This window comes from Ferrovibrio sp. (genome assembly GCF_965278975.1).
GTDB lineage: Bacteria > Pseudomonadota > Alphaproteobacteria > Ferrovibrionales > Ferrovibrionaceae > Ferrovibrio.
Genome location: NZ_OZ257126.1, coordinates 1,155,541 through 1,178,621, shown reverse-complemented (window position 1 = coordinate 1,178,621; position 23,081 = coordinate 1,155,541). Strand labels below are relative to the sequence as shown.

Below are 23,081 nucleotides of genomic sequence, written 5' to 3'. Positions count from 1 at the left end.
CAACGCTAAGGGATCAGGCGATGAGCAACGTGGTGGTGGTCGGCGCCCAGTGGGGCGACGAGGGCAAGGGCAAGATCGTCGATTGGCTGAGCCTGCGCGCCGATGCGGTGGTGCGGTTCCAGGGCGGCCATAATGCCGGCCATACCCTGGTGATCGATGGCGTCACCTACAAGCTCTCGCTGCTGCCTTCGGGCATCGTGCGGCCGGGCAAGCTGTCGGTGATCGGCAGCGGCGTGGTGGTCGATCCCTGGGCCTTGCTGGCCGAGATCGAGAAGCTGCGCGGCCAAGGTGTCGCGGTCAGCCCGGCCACGCTCAAGCTGGCCGATAACGCCACGCTGATCCTGCCGCTGCATCGTGAACTCGATGGCCTGCGCGAGGATGCCGCCGAAGGCGTGAAGATCGGCACCACGCGGCGTGGCATCGGCCCGGCCTATGAAGACAAGATCGGCCGCCGCGCCATCCGCGTCTGCGACCTCGCCGATGCCGCCGTGCTGGAGCGCAAGGTGGATGGCCTGCTGGCGCATCACAATGCGCTGCGCAAGGGCATGGGCGCGCCGCTGGTGGATCGCGCCGAATTGCTGCGCCAGATCGCCGAGATCGCGCCCGCCGTGCTCAGCTATGCCGTGCCGGCCTGGGTGGAACTGGATGAACTGCGCCGTGGCGGCAAGCGCATCCTGTTCGAAGGCGCGCAGGGCTCGCTGCTCGATGTCGATCACGGCACCTATCCTTTCGTCACCTCGTCGAACACGCTGGCCGGCCAGGCTTCGGCCGGTTCCGGCCTCGGGCCCGGCGCGCTGAATTATGTGCTCGGCATCGTGAAGGCCTACACCACCCGTGTCGGCGAAGGTCCATTCCCGAGCGAACTCACCGACGAGATCGGGCAATGGCTCGGCGAGAAGGGCCATGAATTCGGCGTTGTCACCGGGCGCAAGCGGCGCTGCGGCTGGTTCGATGCCGTGCTGGTGCGCCAGACCGTGAAGCTGAACGGCATCCACGGCATCGCGCTGACCAAGCTCGATGTGCTCGACGGTTTGAAGGAAGTGAAGCTCTGCGTCGGCTATGAGATGAATGGCCGGAAGCTGGATTACTTCCCATCCAGCATGGGCGAGCAGGCGGCGGCGAAGCCGATCTACGAGACCATGGATGGCTGGCAGGATTCGACGCGCGGTGCGCGCTCGTGGACGCAGCTGCCGGGTGAAGCCGTGAAGTATGTGCGCCGTATCGAGGAACTGATCGGCGCGCCGGTGGCGTTGCTCTCCACCAGTCCGGAGCGCGACGATACCATCCTGATGAAGGATCCTTTCGAGGACTGATTCAGGGCGGATTGATCCCTGCGGGGATTGCCTTCGGGACGAATCAAGCGGGCTGCGGAACTACGCCATTCGGCATGGGTAGAAATCCGGAGTCCGCATTTCCCGCGCATATTCCGTCGCATTGCTATTCGATGCAGAACGCCGCGCGTGTCATACGCGCGGCAATTGCCGGCATTAGCTGAATTTAACTGCTCATAATCAGAAGCTAATTTCTGTTTCCTTCTAATGGGCTTAGATTGTGCTGCAACAACACCGCCTTTTGAAGGAAGTTGTAGCGATGCTCCGTACCCAGCAAGCCCAGTCCGACCAGACCCGTTTTGATGACATCGACGGCATCTGTGAGGCGATCTGCCTCGATGCCGTGGAAGTGGCCCAGGCCACCCGCGTCGGCATCTGGCTGTTCGATGAGGATGGCGCCATGATCTGCCAGCGCCAGCTCGATGGCCGCGATGGCAATTTCAGCCAAGGCAAGGTGATCCCGCGCGATGAAGCCGAGGTCTACATCAAGGCGGCTTCCGGCGGCATGAGTTCCGCGATCAACACCGATAACGCGCCGCAGCTCAATCAGGATGGCCAGCAGGTCGATCAATTGCAGGACCGCCTGGACCTGCTGCTGGTTGATAGCCGCAACCAGCCGACCGCGATGTTCTGCTGCGAACGCCTGGATCGGAACGGCACTTGGCGCGAGCGCGATGTGTATGTGCTGCGCAAGCTGGCACAGGCTTTGTCTGGCGCCATCCGTGATTTCGGCGGCGTGCCGCAGCCGCAGGCGAAAATGCCGCAGGCCGATGATTTCGATGAGGTCGATCTCTTCCCGCATCGCGAGGAAGAGCGCCAGTGGCTGCACTGAGCTGCCGGAGCGGTTCACCGCAAACGAAAATGGCCCGCTGAAAAGCGGGCCATTTGTTTTTCAGGATGGGTGCTGTTTACAGCGCCGTGATGCCGTCGCGGATGGCGGCTTCGCGCACCGCTTTCTGCACCTTCTCGAAGGCGCGCACCTCGATCTGGCGCACGCGCTCACGGCTGATGCTGTAGCGCGCCGAAAGGTCTTCCAGGGTCGCCGGTTCATCCACCAGGCGGCGCTGCACCAGGATGTCGCGCTCGCGCTCGTTCAGGCTGGCCATGGCATCGATCAGCAGCTTGTGGCGCAGGCCGCTTTCCTGGCCATCGGCCAGGCGGGTTTCCTGGCTCGGGGTTTCGTCCACCAGCCAGTCCTGCCACTGGGCATCGCCTTCCTCATCGCCGCGCAGCGGCGCATTCAGGCTGCTGTCGGGCGCCGCCAGGCGGCGGTCCATGGCGATCACGTCCTCGCGCGCCACATCGAGCTGCTTGGCGATGGTTTCGACCTGCTCGGGCGTGAGCTGGCCGCCATCGATCGCCTTCAGCTGGCCGCGCATGCGGCGCAGGTTGAAGAACAGCTTCTTCTGGGCGGCGGTGGTGCCGATCTTCACCAGCGACCAGGAACGCAGGATGTATTCCTGCATCGAGGCGCGGATCCACCACATGGCATAGGTGGAGAGGCGGAAGCCGCGATCCGGGTCGTAGCGCTTCACCGCCTGCATCATGCCGATATTGCCCTCGGCGATCAGTTCGCCCAAAGGCAGGCCATAGCCGCGGTAGCCCATGGCGATCTTCGCCACCAGGCGCAAATGGCTGGTCACCAGCTTATGGGCCGAGTCGACGTCACCACGCTCGCGCCAGGCCTTGGCGAGCATGAATTCCTCTTCCTGCTCCAGCATCGGGAAACGCCGGATTTCGGAGAGGTAACGGGACAGGCCGCCATCGGCGGAAATAGCAGGAACGGTCAGGCTTCGTGACATGGTGCGATTTACTCCCCCGGCCGGGTTGGCCCCGGACGATAGCGAAGATGTGGTATCTCGGTCGCTCATGTTCAATATCTGAAAGGCCGATTGCGGCAGAAATGGGGCCGGGGCTGGAAACATTGTAAACAGGGTATTTAGCGGATTTCCGGTAAATACCCGCTTTCTTCCCATGGGCCGAAGGCCAGCGCGACCATGATCATGGTCACATTCCCGCCAGCTCCCAGCGGCAGCAGCAAGGCCTCCATCTCGTAGAACCGGCCATCATTGAATTCGCGCCGCTGCACCCGGCGCGGCACTTTGCCGGCCACCAGGGCGGTATAGCTCTCGCGCAGCTTGGTGGCGAATTCCTGGCCCGGGTAATCCTCGATGTAATGGCCGGTCAGGTCGTTACCGGCATGCTCCACCACGTTTACGCCCACCAGCCGGAAGCGGTAGCGGTAGTCACCCCCTGCCGGCTCCACATCCACCAGCACGATGGAGCCGAGCATGTAGCGGAAATCCAGCGGGTCGATATCGGCGCGGGTCGGCATGGCGCGGTCGCCGCGCTGCCGCTGCCAATAGGCCAGCAGCCGGCACAAATCAGGGTTGACCACACCCAGGGTTTCAGCGGTTACGCTCATGCCGGAACCCTATCTCAATGGGGGATAGGGCGGGTCATTAATTTGCGCTAGGCTGTGTTGCATGCAATGCAGAGGAGGGGGGACATGGCTCGCCTGCCGGTTATCGGTTTCATATCCATTCTGTTGCTCGCGCCAGCCGCGTATGCGCCGGCTGTACATGCCCAGGTGCAGCGCGAGGTGCTGAGCTTCACCGCGCCGTCCCGCAACGGCCCGGTCACGGTGACGGCGGAGCTTTTCCTGCCGCCAGGCGATGCCAAGCTGCCGGCGATGCTGCTGCACCATGGTAGCGGCGGTGTGACGGATACGCGCGAATACGCCTATGCGCGGGAATTCTCCGCCATGGGCGTGGCCTCGATCATCCCGGATTCCTTCACCCCGCGCGGCGTCAAATCCACCATGGCCGATCAGGTCTCGGTAACCACCAACGACATGATCGCCGATGCCTTCGGCGCGCTGAAGGCGGCGGCGGCGCATCCGCGCATCGATGCCACGCGCATCGGCATCGCCGGTTTCTCCAAGGGCGGCGCCGTGGCGTTGCGCAGCGCGCTGCGGGTGATTGCCGACCGCTATGTGCCCGATGGCCCGCGTTTCGCCCTGCATGTGCCGTTCTATCCCGCCTGCGATACGCATTACCGCGATACCCGCACCACCGGCGCACCGATCCTGATGCTGCTGGGTGCCGCCGATACCTATGTCGGCACCGAAAGCTGCCGCAGCGTCGCCGACAGCCTGAAGGCCGGCGGCGCCAAGCTCGACATGGTGATCTATCCCAATGCGCAGCATGGCTGGGATGGCGTCGGCGCCGCCTGGTCGCAGCCCAATGGCGAGAACTGGAGCAAATGCTTCTTCGTGCAGCAGGCGGATTTGAGCTGGGTGGAGCAGACCAGCGGCATCAAGACCGCCGGTGCCGATGGCCGGCCCAATGCCGATGCGCCCAAGGCCCTGGCGGTCTGCCGCACGCGCGGCGTCAGCGGTGGCCCCGATGCGGCGGCCAAGGCGGCTTCGCTCGCGGCCCTGAAGCAGGCCGTGCGCGAGACGTTTAAACTGAACTGAGGATCTTGAGCAAGGCCGCGAAGTCATCGGGCAGCGGCGCTTCGAAATGCAGGTCCTCGCCACTGATCGGGTGGCGGAAACCAAGCACGGCGGCATGCAGCGCCTGGCGGCGGAAGCCGCGCAGGGCCGCTTCCGCCTCGCTGCGCAGTTTCAGTGGTTTCAGCGAGCGCATGCGGCCATAGACCGGATCGCCGATCAGCGCATGGCCCTTGGCGGTCATATGCACGCGGATCTGGTGCGTGCGCCCGGTTTCAAGCCTGCAGCGCAGCAGCGCCGCGAAGGCATGGCCCTGGCCATCGAGCAATTGCCGCTCGACGGCGTAATGCGTGATCGCGGCCTTGCCCTTGTTGCTCTCATTATCGCCGCGCACCGCCATACGCTTGCGGTCGCGCGGGTCACGGCCGATGGCGCCGGTGATGCTGCCGCGCAGCGGATTGGGCAGGCCCCAGACGATGGCCTGGTATTCGCGCTCGATGTCATGCTCGGCGAACAGCGCCGCGAGGCCGTGATGTGCCGCGTCGGTCTTGGCCGCCACCAGCAGGCCGGAGGTATCCTTGTCGATGCGGTGCACGATGCCGGGGCGCTTCACGCCGCCGATGCCGGCAAGGCTGTCGCCGCAATGATGCAGCAGGGCGTTCACCAGGGTGAGGTCCGGGTTGCCCGGCGCCGGATGCACCACCAGGCCGGCCGGCTTGTTCACCACGATCAGATGCGCGTCCTCGTAGACCACATCCAGCGGCAATTCCTGCGCCTGCGGTTCCGCCGCTGCTGCTTCCGGCGGCGCGACCCTGTAACTTTCGCCCGGTTTGATCTTGCGCGAGGGGTCGGTTATGGTCTCGCCGCCGAGCCGCACATGGCCTTCCTCGATCAGCGCCTTGAGCCGCGAGCGGGAGAAATCCAGCGCCTCGGCAAGATAGCGGTCGAGCCTGGTGCCGGCACGATCCTCAGGCACCAGCGGCGCGCTGGTTTCGGAAAAATCAGGCATTGGGGTGCGAGCTTATCATCATGGCGGACCAGGACACGGACCCGAGACTACGCTGGCTGAAGCCGCTCGTCATCGGTTTGAGCGTGGTGTTCGTGGCGCTGATCATGGCCTTGATCGTCGGCCTGATCACCGGCGTGCCGCAGCGCCGCGCCGAAGCCGCCAAGCAGACAGCCAAGCCGGTGCCGGCGAATCTCTCTCCGGCCTTTGCCGAGCAGGTGCTGAACCTGCCGCGCAACAGCCGCGTCGCCGATGTATTCGCCAGCGGCGAGCGCATCATTGTCCGCGTGCGGCTGGCCGATGGCACCGAGCGGCTGTTCGCCCTGCATAGCCAGACATTGCAGCCGATCGGCCAACTCACCATTCAGGTCGAGAAATGATTTGGCAGGTCGAGAAATGATTTCGCTGCCGCGCGCGCTGGCGGATCAGTTGCTCGCCCTGGCGGAAGCCGCCTATCCCGATGAGGCCTGTGCCCTGCTGGTGGGGCAGGGCGAGTGCATCACCCGCATCGTGCCGGCTGAGAATGTGGCGCCGGATCCGAGGCGCCATTTCGAGGTTGATCCGGCGACGCAAATCCGCCTGCGGCGTGCCCTGCGCGAGGCCGCCGGGCCGGAACATCCGCCAGAGGAAAAGCTGCCCAGGGAAAGGCTGCTGGGCCATTGGCACAGCCATCCCGATGGCCGCGCCGAACCTTCCGCCACCGATGCTGCTTCGGCTTATGAGCCGGACCTGCTCTGGCTGATTTCATCCGTTACGGCGGGCAAGGCTATGCTGCCGGCGGCTTTCGCGTTTCAATCGGGCGGCTTCACGCCGCTGGCCCTGCAGATCGTTTGAGGTTCTCGCGATGGATTTCCGTTCCGACAATGTAGCCGGCGCCGCGCAGGAAATTTTCGCCGCGTTGCAGCGGGCCAATACCGGCAATGCATCGAGCTACGGTGCCGATGATATCAGCCGCGATCTCGACCGCCGCTTCTCGCAGCTTTTCGGCACCGATTGCCGCGTGTTTCCGGTTGCCACCGGCACGGCGGCGAATGCCCTGGCGCTGGCGGCGATCTGCCCGTCGCACGGCGCGATCTACTGCCATGAGGAAAGCCATATCCAGGTGGATGAATGCAACGCGCCGGAGGCTTTCACCGGCGGCGCCAAGATGCTCGGCCTTGCCGGCAGCAGCGATGGCAAGCTGACGCCCGAGGCGCTCACGCGCGCCTTGAGCCTCGGCTGGCGCGGCTCGCAGCATAATCCGCAGCCAAGCGCGCTGAGCCTGACCCAGGCCACCGAGGCCGGCACGATCTATTCGGTCAGCGAAATCGCGGCGCTCAGCAAAATTGCCCATGATGGCGGCCTGCATGTGCATATGGATGGCGCGCGTTTCGCCAACGCCGTCGTGTCGAGCAATGCTTCCGCCGCCGACTTGACCTGGAAAGCCGGTGTCGATGTGCTGAGCTTCGGCGCCACCAAGAATGGCGCGCTGGCTGCCGAGGCCGTGGTGTTCTTCAAGCCTGAGCTGGCCGAAAGCTTCCTGTTCCGCCGCAAGCGCGCCGGCCACCTGTTTTCCAAGATGCGTTTCCTCTCGGCGCAATTGGCCGCGATGCTGGATGATGATCTGTGGCTGCGTTTGGCGCGCCATGCCAATGCCCGCGCACGCCAGCTTGCCGATGGCTTCGCCGCCATGCCGGGGGTGCGCATCGCCTATCCGGTGCAGGCCAATGAAGTATTCGCCGTGCTGCCGGAAAAGATTCGCGCCGGCCTGGCCGCCGATGGCGCGCTGTTCCATACCTGGAGTGATCAGCCTGGTAGCGAAGACGGCCCCATCTATCGCTTCGTCTGCGCTTTCGACAAGAGCGAGGCGGATGTCGCCGCCCTGCTCAGCTCAGCTTCCAGGGCGGCGGGCTGAAGCTCTCGGCCAGGTAATCGACGAAGGCGCGCACCTTCGCTGCCAGATGCTTGCGCGCCGGATACACCGCATGGATCGGCCAGATCTGCGGCGCGGTATACTCCTGCAACAGCGGCACCAGGCCGCCATCGCGGATCGCCTCGTGGATCAGGAAATCTGCGGTATAGGCAATGCCCATGCCGGCCAGCACCATGCGGAACAGCGCGTCGCCGCTATCCGATGACACCACGCCGGGCAGCGTCACCATCTGCACGCTGCCGTCCGGCTGGCGCAACGGCCAGGCATTGATCAGCGGCACATTGGTGCTGAGCACGGCGCGGTGGCCTTCGAGTTCGGCTGGCAGGCGAGGCGTGCCGTGGCGGGCGAGATAGCTTGGCGCGGCGCAGATCATGCGCGTGTGTTCGCCCAGGCGCCGGGCGATCAGGCCTTCATCGCGCACGCGGCCCAGGCGGATGCCCACATCATCGCCTTCCGCCAGCAGGTCGACGATGCGGTCGGCGAAATTCAACTGCACTTCGATCTGCGGATGGCGCTCGCAGAAGGCCGGGATCAGCGGCACGATCTGCGCCATGCCGAAGCCATGCGCCACGTTGACCCGCAGCAGCCCGCGCGCCACCCGCTCGGCGCCGCCGACACTGGCTTCCATGGTTTCGATATCGGCCAGGATTTCGCGTGCCTGTTCGTAATAGGCGCGGCCCTCGGTGGTCAGGCTGACACGCCGTGTCGTGCGTTGCAGCAGCCGGGCACCCAGCCGGTCCTCCAGCCGCGCGATCTGCTTCGATACACCAGACGGGGTGAGGCCCAGGCTGACGGCGGCGGCGGCGAAGCCGGCGCTGTCCACCACGCGCAGGAAGCAGGTCATTTCCGCCAGCTTGTCCATTTATTATGTCCTAACAGTCAGTAATTAATGAAAATATGCTGTATTATTGAAATTGCTGCAATGCAGTAGATTCCTCCTGTCAACCCCAGGCAGGAGGCCCAAATGCCCCGGATTACGCTTGATACCTATGGTTTCTACCGTGCCCGCGCGCATCAGCTCCGCGCCGAGGCGATCCGTGATGTCCACGCCGCCATTGGCCAGTTCTTCACCGGTTTTGCCCGCCGGCTGTTCGCCCAGACTCAGGACGCGGCGAATCCGACCCTCCGCTTCCGCAGCGCCAAGGTCCTGGTCGCCGAGTAGGCCTTCGCTTCCAGGCCGTTCAAGGCCTTACCCAGACCCAGCCAGGCCGGCCCAGCAGCCCCGGCTTGGCTGGGCCGGGGATGCCCGAGGATGCTGTTTCACATTTAAACACTTCAGGAACATGGCCGGTTACCCCGGAGTGGCCAGGTTACTCAGCCGGCGGCTTGCCGGGTTTTCGCCGCCGCGCTAGCTGAAAGGCAGTCCTTTTCAGCATGAGCCCCGCAATGACTGCCCTGCCGACCCTGTTCATCAGCCACGGCGCTCCCACCACGGTGCTGAGCGGCACGCCGGCGCATCATTTCATGAAGACGCTGCAGGACGTGGTGCCGCCTGAGGATATCCGCGCCATCCTGGCGGTTTCGGCCCATTGGGAAACCGACCAGCCGATGCTTGGCGCCGCCCGCCAGCCCGAGACGATCCATGACTTCTATGGTTTCCCGCAGCCGCTTTACGAGCTGCGCTATCCCGCCCCGGGCGACCCGGTGCTGGCCGCCGAGATCGCCGACCGGCTGAATCAGGCCGGTTTCAAGGCTGCCATCGATCCGCGCCAGGGCCTCGACCATGGCGCCTGGACGCCGTTGCTGCTCGGCTTCCCGGCGGCCGATATCCCGGTGCTGCAACTCTCCGTGCAGCCGCATCGCGACCCGGCGCACCATTATGCGCTGGGCCAGGCGCTGCGGCCGCTGCGCGAGCAGGGCGTGCTGGTGTTGGCCTCCGGCTCGCTGACCCATAACCTGCGTGAACTCGACCGCCGTGGCCCCGATGCCCCGGCCCAGGCCTGGGCTGCCGCCTTCGCCGACTGGGTCAATGCGGCCCTGACCGAACGGCGCGACGAGGATATGGTGGCCTACCGTTCCAGGGCGCCGGAAGCGCAGCGGAACCATCCGACCGACGAGCATTTCCTGCCGCTCTTCGTGGCTTTGGGGGCCGCCACCCCGGGCCAGCCGGCGCAGGCACTGCACCGCTCGATGGAATTCGGCTCGCTGTCGATGGACAGCTATCGCTTCAGCTAGACGCTTCCCCGCCTGCCCGGCCTCTGCCATAAGCGGGGCATGAGTCTCTACCGCGCCATCGCCACGGTTGGCGGCCTCACCATGGTGAGCCGCGTATTCGGCTTTGCCCGCGACCTGATGATCGCGCGCTATCTCGGTGCCGGTATCCAGGCCGATGCCTTCTTCGTGGCGCTGCGGCTGCCGAATTTCTTCCGCTCGCTGTTCGCCGAGGGCGCCTTCACCGCCGGCTTCCTGCCGCTCTACAGCGAGACGCTGAACAAGGGCGGCAAGGAAGCGGCCAAGGCTTTCGCCGAAGGCGCATTGGCCTGGCTGCTGGTGGCTTTGCTGCTGTTCACGCTGGCGGCGCAGATCTTCATGCCACTGGTGATGCTGGGCCTGGCGCCGGGCTTCCAGGATGAACCGCAGCGTTTCACGCTCGCCGTCGAATATACTCGCATCACCTTCCCCTATCTGCTGTTCATCAGCATCGCCGCGCTCTATGGCGCGGTGCTGAACGGCCTGGGGCGTTTCGCCGCCTTCGCCGCCACGCCGATCCTGCTCAACCTCACCATGCTGCTGGCCCTGCCGCTGCTCACGCCGCTGCTCGGTTCGGCCGGTTCGGCGCTGGCCTGGGGCACGCTGGCCGCCGGCCTGGTGCAATTCCTGTGGCTCGCCTTCTGGTCCGGCAAAAGCGGCTTCAGCCTGCGGCTGCGCTGGCCACGGCGTTCGGCGCTCACCTTGCGGCTGTTCAAGCTGGTGCTGCCGGCAGCCATCGGTGCCGGCGCCACCCAGGTCAATCTGGTGATCGGCGTGATCCTCGCTTCGCTGCTGCCCGCTGGTGCGGTGTCGTATCTGTTCTATGCCGACCGCATCAACCAGCTCACCGTTGGCGTGGTCGGCGTGGCGATTTCCACCGCTTTGCTGCCGCTGCTGTCGCGCCACATCGCGCGCGGCGAGCAGCAGGAAGCCATGGCGCAGCAGAACCGGGCGCAGGAATTCGCGCTGCTGCTGGCGCTGCCGGCGATGGTGGCTTTGCTGGTGGTGCCGTATCCGATCATCTCGGTGCTGTTCGAGCGCGGCGCCTTCGATGGGGCGGCGGCGCGCGCCACGGCGGATGCCCTGTTCGCCTATTCCATCGGCCTGCCGGCCTATATCCTCAGCCGCACGCTGACGCCCGGCTTCCATGCGCGGCAGGATACTGCCACGCCGGTGCGCATCGCCTTTGCCATCATTGCCTTCAATCTGGTGGTCTCCGTGGCGCTGATGCCTGTGCTCGGCCATGTCGGCCTGGCGCTGGCCACCGCGCTGGCCGCCTGGCTCAACACTGTTCTGCTCGCCTGGCTGCTGCTGCGGCGCGGCCATTGGCAGGCCGATCATCGGCTGCGCAGCCGGGCCTGGCGCATCCTGGTGGCGGCGCTCGCCATGGGCCTGGCGCTCTGGGGCCTCAACCGCGGGCTCACGCCCTGGTATGGCTGGGGCGAGGCCTGGCGCATCGCCGCGCTGGCCCTGCTGGTGGCGGGCGGCTTCTGCGTCTATCTCGGTGCCGCCTTGGCGCTGGGCGCCACGCGGCCCGCCGAATGGCGCAGCCTGGCGCGGCGCTAGGTCGATTGACGCCAGCGGCTTAAGCGGCGATAACCCGCCAGCTGAGCATATCTCTCCCAATCCAGGCGTCGTTCCACCGGCGCCGCAGCACCAGGGATCATCATGGCCTTCCAACGGCGCATCTTTTCCGGCATCCAGCCCACCGGCAACCTGCATCTCGGCAACTACCTCGGCGCGGTGCGCAACTGGGTCAAGCTGCAAAGCGAATTCGAGTGCATCTTCTGCATGGTCGACATGCATGCGATCACTGTTTGGCAGGACCCCGCCGAACTGGTCCGCTCCACCCGCGAACTGGCCTGCGCCATGATCGCGTCCGGCATCGACCCGGAAAAGAACGTGCTGTTCAATCAGAGCCAGAACCCGGACCACGCCACCCTGGCCTGGATTTTCAACTGCGTCGCGCGCATGGGCTGGATGAGCCGCATGACCCAGTTCAAGGAGAAGGCTGGCAAGGACCGCGAGAATGTCTCGCTCGGCCTGTTCGCCTATCCCGCCCTGATGGCCGCCGACATCCTGGCCTACAAGGCGACGCATGTGCCGGTCGGCGAGGATCAGAAGCAGCATCTCGAACTCGCCCGCGACATCGCGCAGAAGTTCAATCATGATTACGGCAAGGAAATCTTCCCGCTGACCGAGCCGCAGATTTTCGGCACCGCCACGCGCGTCATGAGCCTGCGCGACGGCACCAAGAAAATGTCGAAGTCGGATGCCTCCGATCAGTCGCGTATCAACCTGACCGACACGGCCGATGCCATCGCCGACAAGATCAAGCGCGCCAAGACCGATCCGCACCCGCTGCCCGAGAATGCCGAGGGCCTGGAAGGCCGCCCGGAAGTCGATAACCTGCTCGGCATCTACGCGGCGCTGAAGGGCGTGAGCATGGACGATGCCATTGCCGATTTCGCCGGCAAGGGCTTCGCCGATTTCAAACGCGGGCTGACCGAGGTGGCGGTGGATCATCTCGGGCCGATCACGGCCGAGATGCGCCGCCTGATGGCCGATCCCGGCTATGTCGATGGCATCCTGCGCCGGGGTGGCGAGCGGGCGCGGGAAATGTCGGCCCCGGTGATCCAGGAAGTCTACGATGTGATAGGGTTCTTGCGCCCGTAACCCAGGCCCCCCACATAAGGCTCTGGGGTTCCTAAGCACCAGGACTTGACCGACATGCAGATCACGACCCGGCAATGGATCATCGGCGGCGTCATCGCCGTGGTGGCGGTGTTCGGCCTGTATTACCCGGTCGGCATGCTGCTGACCCACAAGATCGACGACGACATCGCCTACCAGGCGCCGCCCGTTGAAGGCGGCGCCAGCCGCGCCGTCGCCATGGCGGCGGCCCTGGTGCAGCGCGAGGTACAGGTGAACGGCTGGGTCGCCAACGATCCCTTCTTCCAGCCCGGCTCGATGCTCGACAACATGCCGAACTTCCAGCTCGGCATCATCCATTCGCTCGGCCGCTTCGGTTTCGAACTGGTGGACCAGCTTGGCCGCACGCGCGGCTCCAGCCAGACCGACAGCGACCTGCAGGAAGCCGCCGGCCTGCTGCAATATTCTGGCACCAAGTGGTTCTTCGATTTCTCCACCTCGCTGCTGCCCACCGTGCGCTCGGAAGAGCAGTACATGAAGGCGTATCGCGCGCTGACCAGCTACAACACGCGGCTCTCCCAGGGCCGTGCCATCTTCGAGCGCCGCAGCGACAACCTACTCTCCCTGATGGACCGCATCGCCATTGATCTCGGCTCGTCTTCCGCGGCCCTTGACCGCCGCATCAACGAAGGCTCCAGCCTGTGGTTCGACGATCAGTCGGATGATCTGTTCTATTCGGTCAAAGGCCAGGCTTATGCCTATTACCTGATCCTGCGCGAACTGAAGCAGGACTACGCCAATATAATGCGTGACCGCGAACTGACCGGCACCTGGGACCAGATGCTGGAATCCTTCGCCGCCGCTGCCTCGCTGCATCCGCTGGTGGTGATCAACGGCAAGCCCGATGGCCTGCTGCTGCCCAATCATCTGGCTTCCATGGGTTTCCATGTGCTGCGTGCCCGGGCGCAGATCCGCGAGATTTCCAACATCCTGCTGAAATGAGCAGGCTTGCTTCTTTGCCGCCGGCAATGCCAAGCTGTGCCGCATGAGCGAAACACAGTCAGCCAGTGCGCCGCAGACGCGGCGGCAGAAATTCCTCGTCGTGGTCGACGACACGGCGGAATCCCGCGTCGCGCTGCGCTATGCCACGCGCCGCGCCCGCAATGTGCAGAGCGGCGTGGTGCTGCTGCGCGTGGTCGAGCCGGTGGATTTCAATCAATGGGCCGGCGTTGCCGAGATCATGCGCCAGGAAGCCTATGAGGCCGCCGAGGTGCTGCTGCGCAAGCTGGCCGAAGAGGTGAATCTCGAATCCGGCCTGCTGCCCGAAGTCTCGATCCGCGAAGGCAAGGCGAAGGACGAATTGCTGCGGCTGGTGGAGGAAGATCCGGCGATCCGCATGCTGGTGCTGGCCGCCGCTCCCGGCAACGAGCCCGGCCCGCTGGTCACTGCATTAGCCGGCCAGATGGCGGGTAATCTGAGCTTCCCGATCACCATCGTGCCGGGCAACCTCACCGACGACCAGATCGACCGGATTACTTAAGATTTATAAACCAAATTCCTTTTTAAGGATTGTGATTAACTGAGCGGCACTGTCTTTGTTTAACTGAAACTGCTGACTTTTCTTCTCTTTATATTCTCGTTTGCTGCTGCCATACGAATCGATCTGAATGTACTTCTGCCCGTCTTGTTCAAATGAAGTGTACGTACAGCGAAACAGCGGATCATGAACTTTATTGCGATCCATGCTGATGTGTTCAAATTTTTGAATAAGGGCCATTTCCCCCTCCTATCGCATGTATGAATCAAGTATCTGCCTTGCAGGCCAGCTTCTCCGCCGGCACGCCGTGCAGTTCCTGCGGCCGCTTCACGCCGCGCAGCACATGGAAGCCGAGTGATTCCAGTCCGGCATTGGGCAGGGCTTGCGCGAAGGTGGCGGAGGTGACGATCGGGCGGCCGAGAATCTTGGTCGAGGTTTCGACGCGGGCGACTTCGTTCACGGCGCGGCCGATCACGGTGAAGTCGAGCCGGTCGGTGGCGCCGATATTGCCGAACACCACCTTGCCGAGATGCAGGCCGATGCCGGCGCGCAGGGCCGATTGCCCGGCTTCGGCGCGCTTCACGTTCAACGCATCGAGCTGGCCGAAGGCGCCGCAGGCCGCCTGCAGCGCGCGGCGGCAGGCGGCTTCGCGCGGGTCCTCGCCCGGCTTGGCGGTTTCCGGGTCGACGCGGAAGATGGCGAGCAGGCCGTCGCCGATGAATTTCAGCACCTCGCCCTCGTTTTCCTGCACCGGGCGGGCCATGGCCTCGAAATAATCGTCCAGCGTGGCGATCATTTCCTGGTTCTCGACCCGGTCCGAGAGCGCCGTGAAGCCGCGCAGGTCGGACAGCCAGATCGCCGCCTCCACCTCGAAGCCGCGGCCACGGTGGAAATTGCCCTTCAGCACCCGCTTGGCCGGGGCGCGGCCGAGATAGGTGGTGAGCAGGTCTCGGGTCATGCGCCGGGAGGCCTCGATTTCGAGGCGCAGCGAGACCAGCGGCATCAGTTCCATGATGTAGCTGAGTTCGCCCGGGGTGAAACCGCCCGGGCGGTCGGTGGTGAAGCTGCAGAAGCTGACATTGCGCTGGCGGGTTTCGCCTGCCTTGGTGCCGAAGCCCGGCCCCTGGGTGAAGCGCATCGGCAGTGCCAGGTAGTCGGTGGCACCCTGTTCCTTAAGCTCCGGCAGGATGCCGAAATCCATCGGCGCGTTGGGCAGGTCGAGCCGGCGGCGGATGGCGGCGGCGCCCTGGTGGATCGCCCAGACCGGGGAATTGAAGTATTCCTCGCTTTCCACCACGTCATGGCCGACGCTGTGCACCTCGACCGGCTGGTCGCGGCGCCAGAAGAAGGCGCGCGACAGCACCTGGGGGTGCATCGAGGGCAAAGCGGCGATGACGCGCAGCAGCGGAATGCCTTCTTCGGCCAGCCGCTCGCAGAAGCCGGCGAAGAGCTGCTCCATCGGCATGCTCTCGCCGCCATGATCGACCAGCCAGCGTGCCGCCGGGGTCAGTTCGATGCGCGAATCGGGCCAGGTCGGGAGCCGTTCAACAGGCAATGCTTCAGCCATGATGGCCTCCGGCGGCAGCCCGGCTTCCGGTCGTTATCCCATAAACTATCCACATGGGCTTTTAATCTTTCTTAAATTAGGGGTGTGAGAGAAAGATTGTTTCACTCGGGCCTGACCCCTGACGATTCTCTGCTTGATATTTGCGGACCTGCTGACCAATTTCCAGGGACGTTTCGGCCACGCTAGGCAAAAGTGATCAAGAGTGATCACCCAAGCCGGCGACTCGGTCGGACAGTTGGTAGTTGGAGCAGGTATGTTTATCCAGACCGAGACCACGCCGAATCCGGCGACACTGAAATTCCTTCCCGGGCGCGACGTGCTGCCCGAGGGTACGGCTAATTTCCGTGATGCCGAAACGGCCAAGGTTTCGCCGCTGGCAACCCGGCTGTTCGCCGTCCCGGGTGTCGATGGGGTCTATTTGGGCCTCGACTTCGTCACCGTGACCAAGAGCGACTGGACCGATTGGTCGGAGCTGAAGGCCCCGATCCTCGGCGCCATCATGGAGCATTTCATCGCCGGTCTGCCGGTGATGGGTGACGATGCTGGTGCAGCGGAAGCTGAAGAAATTTTTGACCCCGCCGACCAAGAGGTGGTGGGGCAGATCAAGGAATTGATCGAAACGCGGGTACGTCCCGCGGTGGCGCAGGACGGGGGCGATATCGTCTTCCGTGGCTTCCAGAGGGGAGTTGTGCTTCTGCATATGCAGGGTTCCTGTGCCGGCTGCCCGAGTTCCACCGCCACGCTGAAGCATGGCATTGAGAACATGCTTCGGCATTATGTGCCGGAAGTGACGGAAGTCCGGGCCGTTTAACAGAGTCGGCCGGCGGCATGGTGCCGCCCGGTCACATTTGGTTCCTGTAGGGAATCGCACAAGGGCGACGCTTGGCGTCGAACCCGCGCGGCCATGTTTTTGCCGCCTTTGCGGCTCGGTTTTGCCGTGATGATCGGGGGAGATGCTGTCGTTGAAACTGTGGAGGTGCCCATGACGGCGGAAAGCACCCGCTCGCGTACCAGTGACCGCAGCCTGCTCGGGCTCGGTTCCGATGTGCGTTTAATTCTGGCCGGTGTCGGCGTACTGGTGGGCGTGGGCCTGGCCAGTGGCGTCGGCGTTGGCGTGATGTCGGCTCATATTCAGGAAGCGCGTGCGCCCGAAGTCGAGGCGCAGCCGGTCATGCTGCGCGAAACGGTGCAGGAAGCCTGGGAGCGCCTGACCCATCTGGCACAGCTCGAATGGCGCCTGCCGGTGACGGTGGCCGTGCGCCAGCCGCAGTCGCAGCCGGAGCGCAACACGTCCGAACGTAATATGGCCGAGCAGCCGCAGCAGGTCGCTGGCCTGCCTTTGGTGCCGCCGGAAATCGCCGCCCGGCGCCTGGCTGAAGCCAAGGCGCTGTCGCCGCACCGTACCGCCATCCGCGCCGATGCCGAGCGCACCGTGGATGCCATGCTGCGCCGCTTTGAGACCGAGGGCTTCGATCTTTCCGATCTGCGCAGCGGCGGCCCGAGCCTGGAAGTGCCGCGCATCTTCCTCGCCCGCCTGCCGATCGATATTGCCGACGTCAACCTGACCGAGAAGCGCAAGCGCGCCTTCATCAAGGTGATGCTGCCGCATATCCTGCGCGAGAATGAGCGCATCGCTGAGGACCGCGAGAAGCTGCTCAAATTGCAGGAGCGGCGTGATGGTGGCCTGCCGCTGCGGCCGCGCGACGAAGCCTGGCTCGCCGACCTGTCGCAGCGTTACGGCCTCGATGAAGCCGATCTCGACGAGATGCTGCTGCGCGTTGATGTGATTCCGCCGGCCCTGGCGCTGGCGCAGTCGATCGAGGAATCCGGCTGGGGTACCTCGCGCTTCGCCCTGCTCGGCAATGCCGTGTATGGCCAGTGGACCTGGAATCCGGGCAGCGGCATCGTGCCGGAGAACCGCCCGGATGGTGAGAAGTATGAGATCCTGCGCTTCTCCAGCCTGGAACACTCGGTCGCTGCCTATATGCGCAACCTGAATTCCAAGAGCAGCTATCGCGAATTCCGCGACCAGCGGTCGAAGCTGCGCCAGCGCGATGCGAGCCTGGATGGCTACAGCCTTGCCGGCCATCTGCACCGCTATTCGGTGCGCGGCAGCGACTACGTGCGCACGTTGCGTTCCATCATGCGCACCAACGACCTGGAGCTGTTCGACTCGTCCCGCCTGTCGGACGAGCCGGCGCCGGTTTTCAGCGGCCTGGATTTCTTCTCCAAGGGCTAACGCAAGACCGGGGCTAACGCCGCCACCGACATAAGGTTGCGGTTCCCAATAACATTTCACATATCAGCCGCAGGGGCCTCCCTTGCGGCTGATGGCGTGCGGCCAATATAATATGGCAGTACATTGCTATGCCCGGCTCAAGCCAGTTGGTCGGGCCAGAGGATGAAAGCACCATGAGCAACACCCGGACTTCCCATCTGCTGCGCAATGCCAGCCGCTTCGGCATCGTCGCGCTGCTCGCCGTCTCGCTGGCCGCCTGTGCCGATAACGGCCAGGGTGGCGCCAAGAAGAGCGATGTCGGCACCATTCTCGGCGGCATCGGCGGCGCCGTGCTCGGCGCGCAATTCGGCAAGGGCACCGGCCAGCTGGTCGGCGTTGCCGCCGGCGCGCTCGCTGGCGCCTATCTCGGCAACCAGATCGGTTCCTCGCTCGATAAGGCTGACCGCGCCCATATGGAGCAGGCCAGCACCCGCGCCACCACGGCGCCGATCGGCCAGCAGATTTCCTGGCGCAATCCCGATAGCGGCCATTCCGGCAGCATCACGCCAACCCGCGAAGGCACGTCGCAGGCTGGTGAGTATTGCCGCGAATATCAGCAGACCGTCACTGTTGGCGGCAAGACCGAACAGGCCTACGGCACCGCCTGCCGCCAGCCTGACGGCAGCTGGCGCGTGGTGCAGTAGCACCATCTGACGCCGGGGGAAAACAGCATGCCGCCAGCACCGCGCCGCAAGGTTCAGGTGTCAGCCACGGCTGCCGCCTTGCTCGCTGCGGCCTTGGTGCTGCCGGTTGCGTTGCTTCCATCCGCCGCCCGCGCCGATTTCGCCGCCGGCCTCGCAGCCTATGAGGCTGGCGATTTCGCCAAGGCCGCTGCCGAATGGCAGCCGCTGGCGGATGGCGGCGATCCGGCGGCAATGCGCAATCTCGGCCATCTCTATCGCTGGGGCCGGGGCGTGCCGCAGGATATGGCGCAGGCCCTGCGCTGGTACCGCGCTGCCGCCGAACGCGGCTTCGCCCGCGCCCAGGCCAATCTCGCGGCGCTTTACCTCAATGGCGATGGTGTGCCGGTGGATTATGCCGAGGCGCGCAAATGGTTCGAGGCCGCTGCCAAGCAGGGCCATGCGGTGGCGCAGTATAATCTCGGCCTGATGTTTGAAATGGGCCTCGGTGTGCCGGTGGATACCGCCACGGCGCTGGGCTGGTACAACAATGCCGCCAAATCCGGCCAGCCCGATGCGCTCGAACGCCTGTCGCTGCTGGTGATGAAATCGCCCCAGGCGGCCCAGGCCCAGGCAGCACAGGCCCAGGCCGCGGCGAAAGCCGCGCCACCGGCAGCGAAGCCGGCTGATGACGCGCCGGTTCCCGCCGCCGCGCCAGCAATGGCCGCTGCTCCGGCGCCGCCGGTGCCAGTGGTGGCCGCCGCACCGCCCCCGCCGCCACCGCCGCCAGCCCCGGCATCGGTGGCGGCCCCAGCTCCAGCTCCAGCTCCAGCTCCAGCTCCAGCTCCAGCTCCAGCTCCAGCCCAGGCTGCTCCCCGCTCGCTGATCGAGCCGGCGCGCGAGCCCAGCCGGCTGGGCCAGCGCATGATCACCCCAGAGCCGGGTACGGCTGCCGCTCCGGCGATGCCGGCGCCCCAGCCGCCAGCGCCGGCACCGGCACCGGCCCCGGCACCGGCCACGGCACCCGTGGTTGCCGCCGCGCCGCCCCCCCCACCACCGCCTCCACCACCACCGCCTGCGCCAGTGGCTGCCCCAGCTCCACCACCTGCTGCCCCGCCGCCTGCTCTGGCCCCACCGCCTGCTCCGGCCCCGCCTGCTTTGGCCTCAGCCCCGGTGCCAGTGGCTGCTGCTGCCCCCGCACCGGCTGCGCCGGCCAAGGCTGAATCTGGCGGCCTGTTCGGCTGGCTGCTTGGCAGTTCGGACCCCAAGCCGCCGCCAGCCCAGGTTGCGGCCCAGGCCGTGGCTACTCCGGCGGCTGCTCCGGCACCTGTTCCTGCCGCCGCCGATCCTTATCTGGCCGGGCAGCAGGCTTTCGAGGGTGGCGACTACATCACGGCCTTGTCGCGCTGGCTGCCGTTGGCCCAGGCCGGCAATCCCGCCGCCCAGAGCCGCCTCGGGCTGCTCTACCGCGATGGCCGGGGCCTGCCGCCGGATCGCGTCCGCGCCCTGGCCTGGCTGCGGCTTGCGGCCGATAACGGCAATGCCGAGGCCGAGCAGGCGGCATCCAATCTGGCCCAGGGCATGTCGGAGCGGCAACGCGACGACGCGGCGGATCTGGCACGGCGGCTGCGCGATACTAAGTAAGAGGGAGCCGGGGTGCGAAGTCGCACCGGCCAGTGTCCATCAACGGTGCGAAGTCGCACCGGCCAGTGTAATGTGATTCGTCATGCGTGATCCCTACAGCATCCTGGGTGTTGGCCGCAGCGCCAGCCCGGAAGAGATCAAGAAGGCCTACCGCAAGCTGGCCAAGGAGCTGCATCCCGACCGCAATCCGAACAACCCGCGGATTGAAGAGCGGTTCAAGGAAGTGTCGGCTGCTTACGACATTGTCGGCGACCCCGAAAAGCGCGGAAAATTCGACCGTGGCGAGATCGACGCTGCTGGCCAGCCACGCGCGGGCGGTTTTGGTGCGGGCGGATTCCGCCGTCCCGGAGCAGGCACTGGTGCGGGCGCAGGAGCGGGTGGTTTCGGCGGCGGTTTCGGCCAGCGTGGCCCATTTGGCGGTATGGGTGGCGGGCCTGAGCAGAGCGGCGAGGATTTCCTCGACGAGATTTTCGGCACCATGCGCAAGGGGCCGCGTGGCGCTGGCATGGGGGGCGGCCCGGGGGCGGGTGCCGGATTTGGCGGCGCGCGGCGTGGACCGGTGCCTGAGCGCGGCGCCGACCGTCATTACACCATCGAGATCGGCTTCGTTGACTCGGCGCGCGGCTGCAAGCGGCGCGTCACCATGCCGGGCGGCAAACAGCTTGATGTTGCCATTCCCGCCGGCATCGGCGATGGCCAGCCGATCCGCCTCAAGGGCCAGGGCGAGGAAGGCAAGCTCGGCGGCGCCGCCGGCGATGCCATCATCGAGGTGAAGCTGCTGCCGCATGAGTTCTTCGCCCGCCAGGGCGACGATGTGCATGTGGAACTGCCGATCACCGTGGACGAGGCCGTGCTCGGCGCCAAGATCGCGGTGCCGACGGTGGATGGCATGGTGGCGGTGAGCGTGCCGAAGGGAACATCGTCGGGCACCACGCTCAGGCTCAAGGGGCGCGGCATGCCGCGCCGCGATGGCCAGCGCGGCGACCAGTATATCAAGCTCAAGATCGTGCTACCGGAGAAGCCCAACGCGGCGCTGGAAAAGCTGATCGAAGGCTGGGTCAAGGGCAACCGCTACGACGTGCGCGCGCGCTTTACCTTGGATTAAGTATTTCCTCTTAGTCTTTGCTCTACTGCGCGGAATCCGCCCTTGTGACCTGAGGGCGGGCTGTCTATCGTCGCTTACAGCCGTGGCCCGATTCGTTTTTGCCGGGCCGCGCCAAGGGGTCATTGGCTGTTATGATCAACCGGCGTCTCGCCATCCGTTATCTCCTGGGCAGTGTTGGCGCCGTGATCGGCGCCGGGCTGACGCTTGAGGACGTGCTGGCGCAGCAGCAGACCGCCAAGAACGCGCCGCCCAAGCCCCCAGTCAAACCAGCGTCGAAGCCAGCGCCCAAGCCGGCGCCGCGCCAGGCGGTGATCGTGCTCGATCCCGGCCATGGCGGTCGCGACCCCGGCGCCATCGGCGTGTCCGGCACGGAAGAGAAGGAAATCACCCTCTCGGTCTGCCGCCAGATCCGCGACATCCTGGCCAAGCGCCGCGATGTGAAGGTGATCCTGACCCGCGACAGCGACGAATATCTGGCACTGCCTTCGCGCGTTGCCGTGGCGCACAAGCATAATGCCGACCTGTTCATCTCGGTGCATGCCGACGCGGCGCCGAACCGGGGCGCGCGCGGCCTTTCGGCCTATAGCCGCTCCGACAAGGCTTCCGACAAATTCGCCAGTGCGCTGGCCGAACGCGAGAACCGCGTCGACGCGGTCTATGGCGTCGATCTACGCGGCACCGACAAGGAAACCTCGGCGATCCTGCTCGATCTGGCGCGGCGCCACAGCCATAACGCCTCGCTCTCGGCCAAGCGCCGCATCGTCGTCGGCGTTGAAGGCAAGGTGCGGTTGCTCGACAACCCGATGCGCACCGCGAATTTCGCCGTGCTGCGCTCGCCGCGGATTCCCAGCGTGCTGATCGAAACCGGATTCCTGAGCAATCCGGAAGACGAGCGCATCCTGCGCAACATCAAGACCCGTGCCCAGCTTGCCCGCCACCTCGCCGACCAGATCGCCCCGGTGGCACTGGAACTGCACGAGGCGTAACTCCGCTGATTTGCCGTCATGCTGGCGAAAGCCAGCATCCCATTTGCACCAAAAAATGGGACTCTCGCTTTTGCGAGAGTGACGAAGAAGAAGGGCGTCACTTCCAGCTGCTGAACTGCTCCAGCGGTTTCTTGATGCCGCCATGCACCGGCACTTCGGCATTTTCCGCCGGATAGCCGGCCACCAGCAGGATATAAGGCTTCTCTGAGTCGGGCCGGCCGCACAGCCTGTTGAGGAAATTCATCGGGCTTGGTGTGTGCGTCAGCGTTGCCAGGCCGGCATGATGCAGTGCCGCGATCAGGAAGCCGGTGGAGATGCCGACCGATTCCGGCACATAGTAATGCTTGCGCTTGCCGCCATCGGGCAGTTCGCCCCAGCGCTGGGCGAAAATCGCAATCAGTATGGGCGCGGTTTCCAGGAACGGCTTGTTGGCATCGGTGCCGAGCGGCGCCAGGGCTTCGAGCCATTCCGGCGTGGCGCGGCCATTGTAGAAGTCGCGTTCCTCGGCTTCCGCGCCCTCGCGTACTTGCCGCTTCAAAGCCGGATCGGTGATGACGCAGTAATGCCAGGGCTGCTGGTTGGCACCAGAGGGTGCCGTGCCAGCAGCCAGCAGTGCGGCCTCGATGGCCTCGCGCGGCACCGGCTGGTCGGAGAAATCGCGCAAGGTGCGGCGGCGGCGAATCTCGGCATGGAAGGCTTCCGCCCGCGCGATCATTTCGGCTTCCGGGTAGCGCCGGTAATCCGGCAGCTTTTCCATCAAGGGTGCCTGCGCGGTCATCTTCGCCTCCCGGCTTCTCTT

The 23,081-nt window shown here is 65.3% G+C and carries 25 protein-coding genes; 18 read left to right on the top strand and 7 right to left on the bottom strand.

Annotated elements, in window-relative coordinates:
• Positions 1 to 20 precede the first annotated feature (20 nt).
• Both ACQY7X_RS05625 and ACQY7X_RS05620 read left to right on the top strand, forming a co-directional pair.
• Positions 21 to 1,313, top strand: a complete 1,293-nt coding sequence (locus ACQY7X_RS05625; RefSeq protein ID WP_428248875.1) for an adenylosuccinate synthase — start codon at positions 21 to 23, stop codon at positions 1,311 to 1,313.
• Positions 1,314 to 1,590: 277 nt separating this feature from the next.
• The gene (locus ACQY7X_RS05620; protein WP_428248874.1) at positions 1,591 to 2,163 is read left to right on the top strand and encodes a GAF domain-containing protein; all 573 of its coding nucleotides are present in this window, start codon (positions 1,591 to 1,593) and stop codon (positions 2,161 to 2,163) included.
• Between the two features lie 76 nt (positions 2,164 to 2,239).
• Here ACQY7X_RS05620 and rpoH read toward each other — a convergent pair whose 3' ends face one another.
• Together rpoH and ACQY7X_RS05610 are read right to left on the bottom strand one after the other, a co-directional pair.
• Positions 2,240 to 3,133, bottom strand: coding sequence for an RNA polymerase sigma factor RpoH (gene rpoH / locus ACQY7X_RS05615; protein WP_428248873.1), 894 nt, complete (start codon positions 3,131 to 3,133; stop codon positions 2,240 to 2,242).
• 137 nt (positions 3,134 to 3,270) lie between these two features.
• A complete protein-coding gene (locus tag ACQY7X_RS05610; RefSeq protein WP_428248872.1) occupies positions 3,271 to 3,756 on the bottom strand; it encodes a PAS domain-containing protein in 486 nt (161 codons plus the stop codon).
• An 84-nt stretch (positions 3,757 to 3,840) separates the two neighbouring features.
• On the opposite strand from ACQY7X_RS05610, the gene ACQY7X_RS05605 reads away from it, so the two are divergent.
• Positions 3,841 to 4,809, top strand: a complete 969-nt coding sequence (locus ACQY7X_RS05605) for a dienelactone hydrolase family protein (RefSeq protein ID WP_428248871.1) — start codon at positions 3,841 to 3,843, stop codon at positions 4,807 to 4,809.
• Here ACQY7X_RS05605 and ACQY7X_RS05600 read toward each other — a convergent pair.
• Positions 4,796 to 5,794: an RluA family pseudouridine synthase gene (locus ACQY7X_RS05600; protein WP_428248870.1), complete on the bottom strand. Its 999-nt coding sequence runs from the start codon at positions 5,792 to 5,794 to the stop codon at positions 4,796 to 4,798. The two genes, ACQY7X_RS05605 and ACQY7X_RS05600, sit on opposite strands and share 14 nt — an antisense overlap.
• A 20-nt stretch (positions 5,795 to 5,814) precedes the next feature.
• On the opposite strand from ACQY7X_RS05600, the gene ACQY7X_RS05595 reads away from it, so the two are divergent.
• Genes ACQY7X_RS05595 through ACQY7X_RS05585 form a run of 3 tightly spaced genes read left to right on the top strand, consistent with a single transcriptional unit; the run spans position 5,815 to position 7,685 of the window.
• Positions 5,815 to 6,171, top strand: coding sequence for an OadG family protein (locus ACQY7X_RS05595; RefSeq protein ID WP_428248869.1), 357 nt, complete (start codon positions 5,815 to 5,817; stop codon positions 6,169 to 6,171).
• 16 nt (positions 6,172 to 6,187) lie between these two features.
• Positions 6,188 to 6,625, top strand: coding sequence for a Mov34/MPN/PAD-1 family protein (locus tag ACQY7X_RS05590; RefSeq protein WP_428248868.1), 438 nt, complete (start codon positions 6,188 to 6,190; stop codon positions 6,623 to 6,625).
• Between the two features lie 10 nt (positions 6,626 to 6,635).
• Positions 6,636 to 7,685 carry a threonine aldolase family protein gene (locus tag ACQY7X_RS05585; protein ID WP_428248867.1) on the top strand — a complete coding sequence of 350 codons (1,050 nt, stop codon included), beginning with the start codon at positions 6,636 to 6,638 and terminating at the stop codon, positions 7,683 to 7,685.
• Here the strand turns inward: ACQY7X_RS05585 and ACQY7X_RS05580 are convergent.
• Complete coding sequence (locus tag ACQY7X_RS05580) at positions 7,657 to 8,565, bottom strand: LysR substrate-binding domain-containing protein (protein WP_428248866.1); 909 nt, start codon at positions 8,563 to 8,565, stop codon at positions 7,657 to 7,659. The two genes, ACQY7X_RS05585 and ACQY7X_RS05580, sit on opposite strands and share 29 nt — an antisense overlap.
• Before the next feature lie 102 nt (positions 8,566 to 8,667).
• Here ACQY7X_RS05580 and ACQY7X_RS05575 point away from each other — a divergent pair, with 102 nt between their 5' ends.
• From ACQY7X_RS05575 to ACQY7X_RS05550, 6 genes are all read left to right on the top strand, one after another.
• The gene (locus tag ACQY7X_RS05575) at positions 8,668 to 8,865 is read left to right on the top strand and encodes an RSP_7527 family protein (RefSeq protein WP_428248865.1); all 198 of its coding nucleotides are present in this window, start codon (positions 8,668 to 8,670) and stop codon (positions 8,863 to 8,865) included.
• Between the two features lie 224 nt (positions 8,866 to 9,089).
• On the top strand, positions 9,090 to 9,878 hold the full coding sequence (locus tag ACQY7X_RS05570; RefSeq protein ID WP_428248864.1) for a DODA-type extradiol aromatic ring-opening family dioxygenase: 789 nt from the start codon (positions 9,090 to 9,092) through the stop codon (positions 9,876 to 9,878).
• Positions 9,879 to 9,917: 39 nt separating this feature from the next.
• Positions 9,918 to 11,459: a murein biosynthesis integral membrane protein MurJ gene (gene murJ, locus ACQY7X_RS05565; protein ID WP_428248863.1), complete on the top strand. Its 1,542-nt coding sequence runs from the start codon at positions 9,918 to 9,920 to the stop codon at positions 11,457 to 11,459.
• A gap of 102 nt (positions 11,460 to 11,561) precedes the next feature.
• A complete protein-coding gene (trpS, locus tag ACQY7X_RS05560) occupies positions 11,562 to 12,569 on the top strand; it encodes a tryptophan--tRNA ligase (protein ID WP_428248862.1) in 1,008 nt (335 codons plus the stop codon).
• A 54-nt stretch (positions 12,570 to 12,623) separates the two neighbouring features.
• On the top strand, positions 12,624 to 13,547 hold the full coding sequence (locus tag ACQY7X_RS05555; protein WP_428248861.1) for a DUF2333 family protein: 924 nt from the start codon (positions 12,624 to 12,626) through the stop codon (positions 13,545 to 13,547).
• 43 nt (positions 13,548 to 13,590) lie between these two features.
• Positions 13,591 to 14,085, top strand: coding sequence for a universal stress protein (locus ACQY7X_RS05550; protein ID WP_428248860.1), 495 nt, complete (start codon positions 13,591 to 13,593; stop codon positions 14,083 to 14,085).
• 3 nt (positions 14,086 to 14,088) lie between these two features.
• Here ACQY7X_RS05550 and ACQY7X_RS05545 read toward each other — a convergent pair whose 3' ends face one another.
• Positions 14,089 to 14,322 (bottom strand): hypothetical protein, encoded by a 234-nt coding sequence (locus ACQY7X_RS05545; protein ID WP_428248859.1) that lies wholly within the window; start codon positions 14,320 to 14,322, stop codon positions 14,089 to 14,091.
• 25 nt (positions 14,323 to 14,347) lie between these two features.
• Complete coding sequence (locus tag ACQY7X_RS05540; protein ID WP_428248858.1) at positions 14,348 to 15,649, bottom strand: adenylate/guanylate cyclase domain-containing protein; 1,302 nt, start codon at positions 15,647 to 15,649, stop codon at positions 14,348 to 14,350.
• A gap of 253 nt (positions 15,650 to 15,902) precedes the next feature.
• Between ACQY7X_RS05540 and ACQY7X_RS05535 the strand changes: the two genes are divergently transcribed.
• From ACQY7X_RS05535 to ACQY7X_RS05510, 6 genes are all read left to right on the top strand, one after another.
• Positions 15,903 to 16,460, top strand: a complete 558-nt coding sequence (locus tag ACQY7X_RS05535; RefSeq protein WP_428248857.1) for a NifU family protein — start codon at positions 15,903 to 15,905, stop codon at positions 16,458 to 16,460.
• Between the two features lie 171 nt (positions 16,461 to 16,631).
• Positions 16,632 to 17,888: a glucosaminidase domain-containing protein gene (locus ACQY7X_RS05530; protein ID WP_428248856.1), complete on the top strand. Its 1,257-nt coding sequence runs from the start codon at positions 16,632 to 16,634 to the stop codon at positions 17,886 to 17,888.
• 173 nt (positions 17,889 to 18,061) lie between these two features.
• A complete protein-coding gene (locus ACQY7X_RS05525) occupies positions 18,062 to 18,571 on the top strand; it encodes an RT0821/Lpp0805 family surface protein (RefSeq protein ID WP_428248855.1) in 510 nt (169 codons plus the stop codon).
• 27 nt (positions 18,572 to 18,598) lie between these two features.
• A complete protein-coding gene (locus ACQY7X_RS05520) occupies positions 18,599 to 20,191 on the top strand; it encodes a hypothetical protein (RefSeq protein ID WP_428248854.1) in 1,593 nt (530 codons plus the stop codon).
• An 82-nt stretch (positions 20,192 to 20,273) separates the two neighbouring features.
• A complete protein-coding gene (locus ACQY7X_RS05515; RefSeq protein ID WP_428248853.1) occupies positions 20,274 to 21,296 on the top strand; it encodes a DnaJ C-terminal domain-containing protein in 1,023 nt (340 codons plus the stop codon).
• A 131-nt stretch (positions 21,297 to 21,427) separates the two neighbouring features.
• A complete protein-coding gene (locus ACQY7X_RS05510; RefSeq protein ID WP_428248852.1) occupies positions 21,428 to 22,282 on the top strand; it encodes an N-acetylmuramoyl-L-alanine amidase family protein in 855 nt (284 codons plus the stop codon).
• A 97-nt stretch (positions 22,283 to 22,379) separates the two neighbouring features.
• Here ACQY7X_RS05510 and ACQY7X_RS05505 read toward each other — a convergent pair whose 3' ends face one another.
• Positions 22,380 to 23,060, bottom strand: a complete 681-nt coding sequence (locus tag ACQY7X_RS05505; protein WP_428248851.1) for a nitroreductase family protein — start codon at positions 23,058 to 23,060, stop codon at positions 22,380 to 22,382.
• Between the last annotated feature and the right edge of the window lie 21 nt (positions 23,061 to 23,081).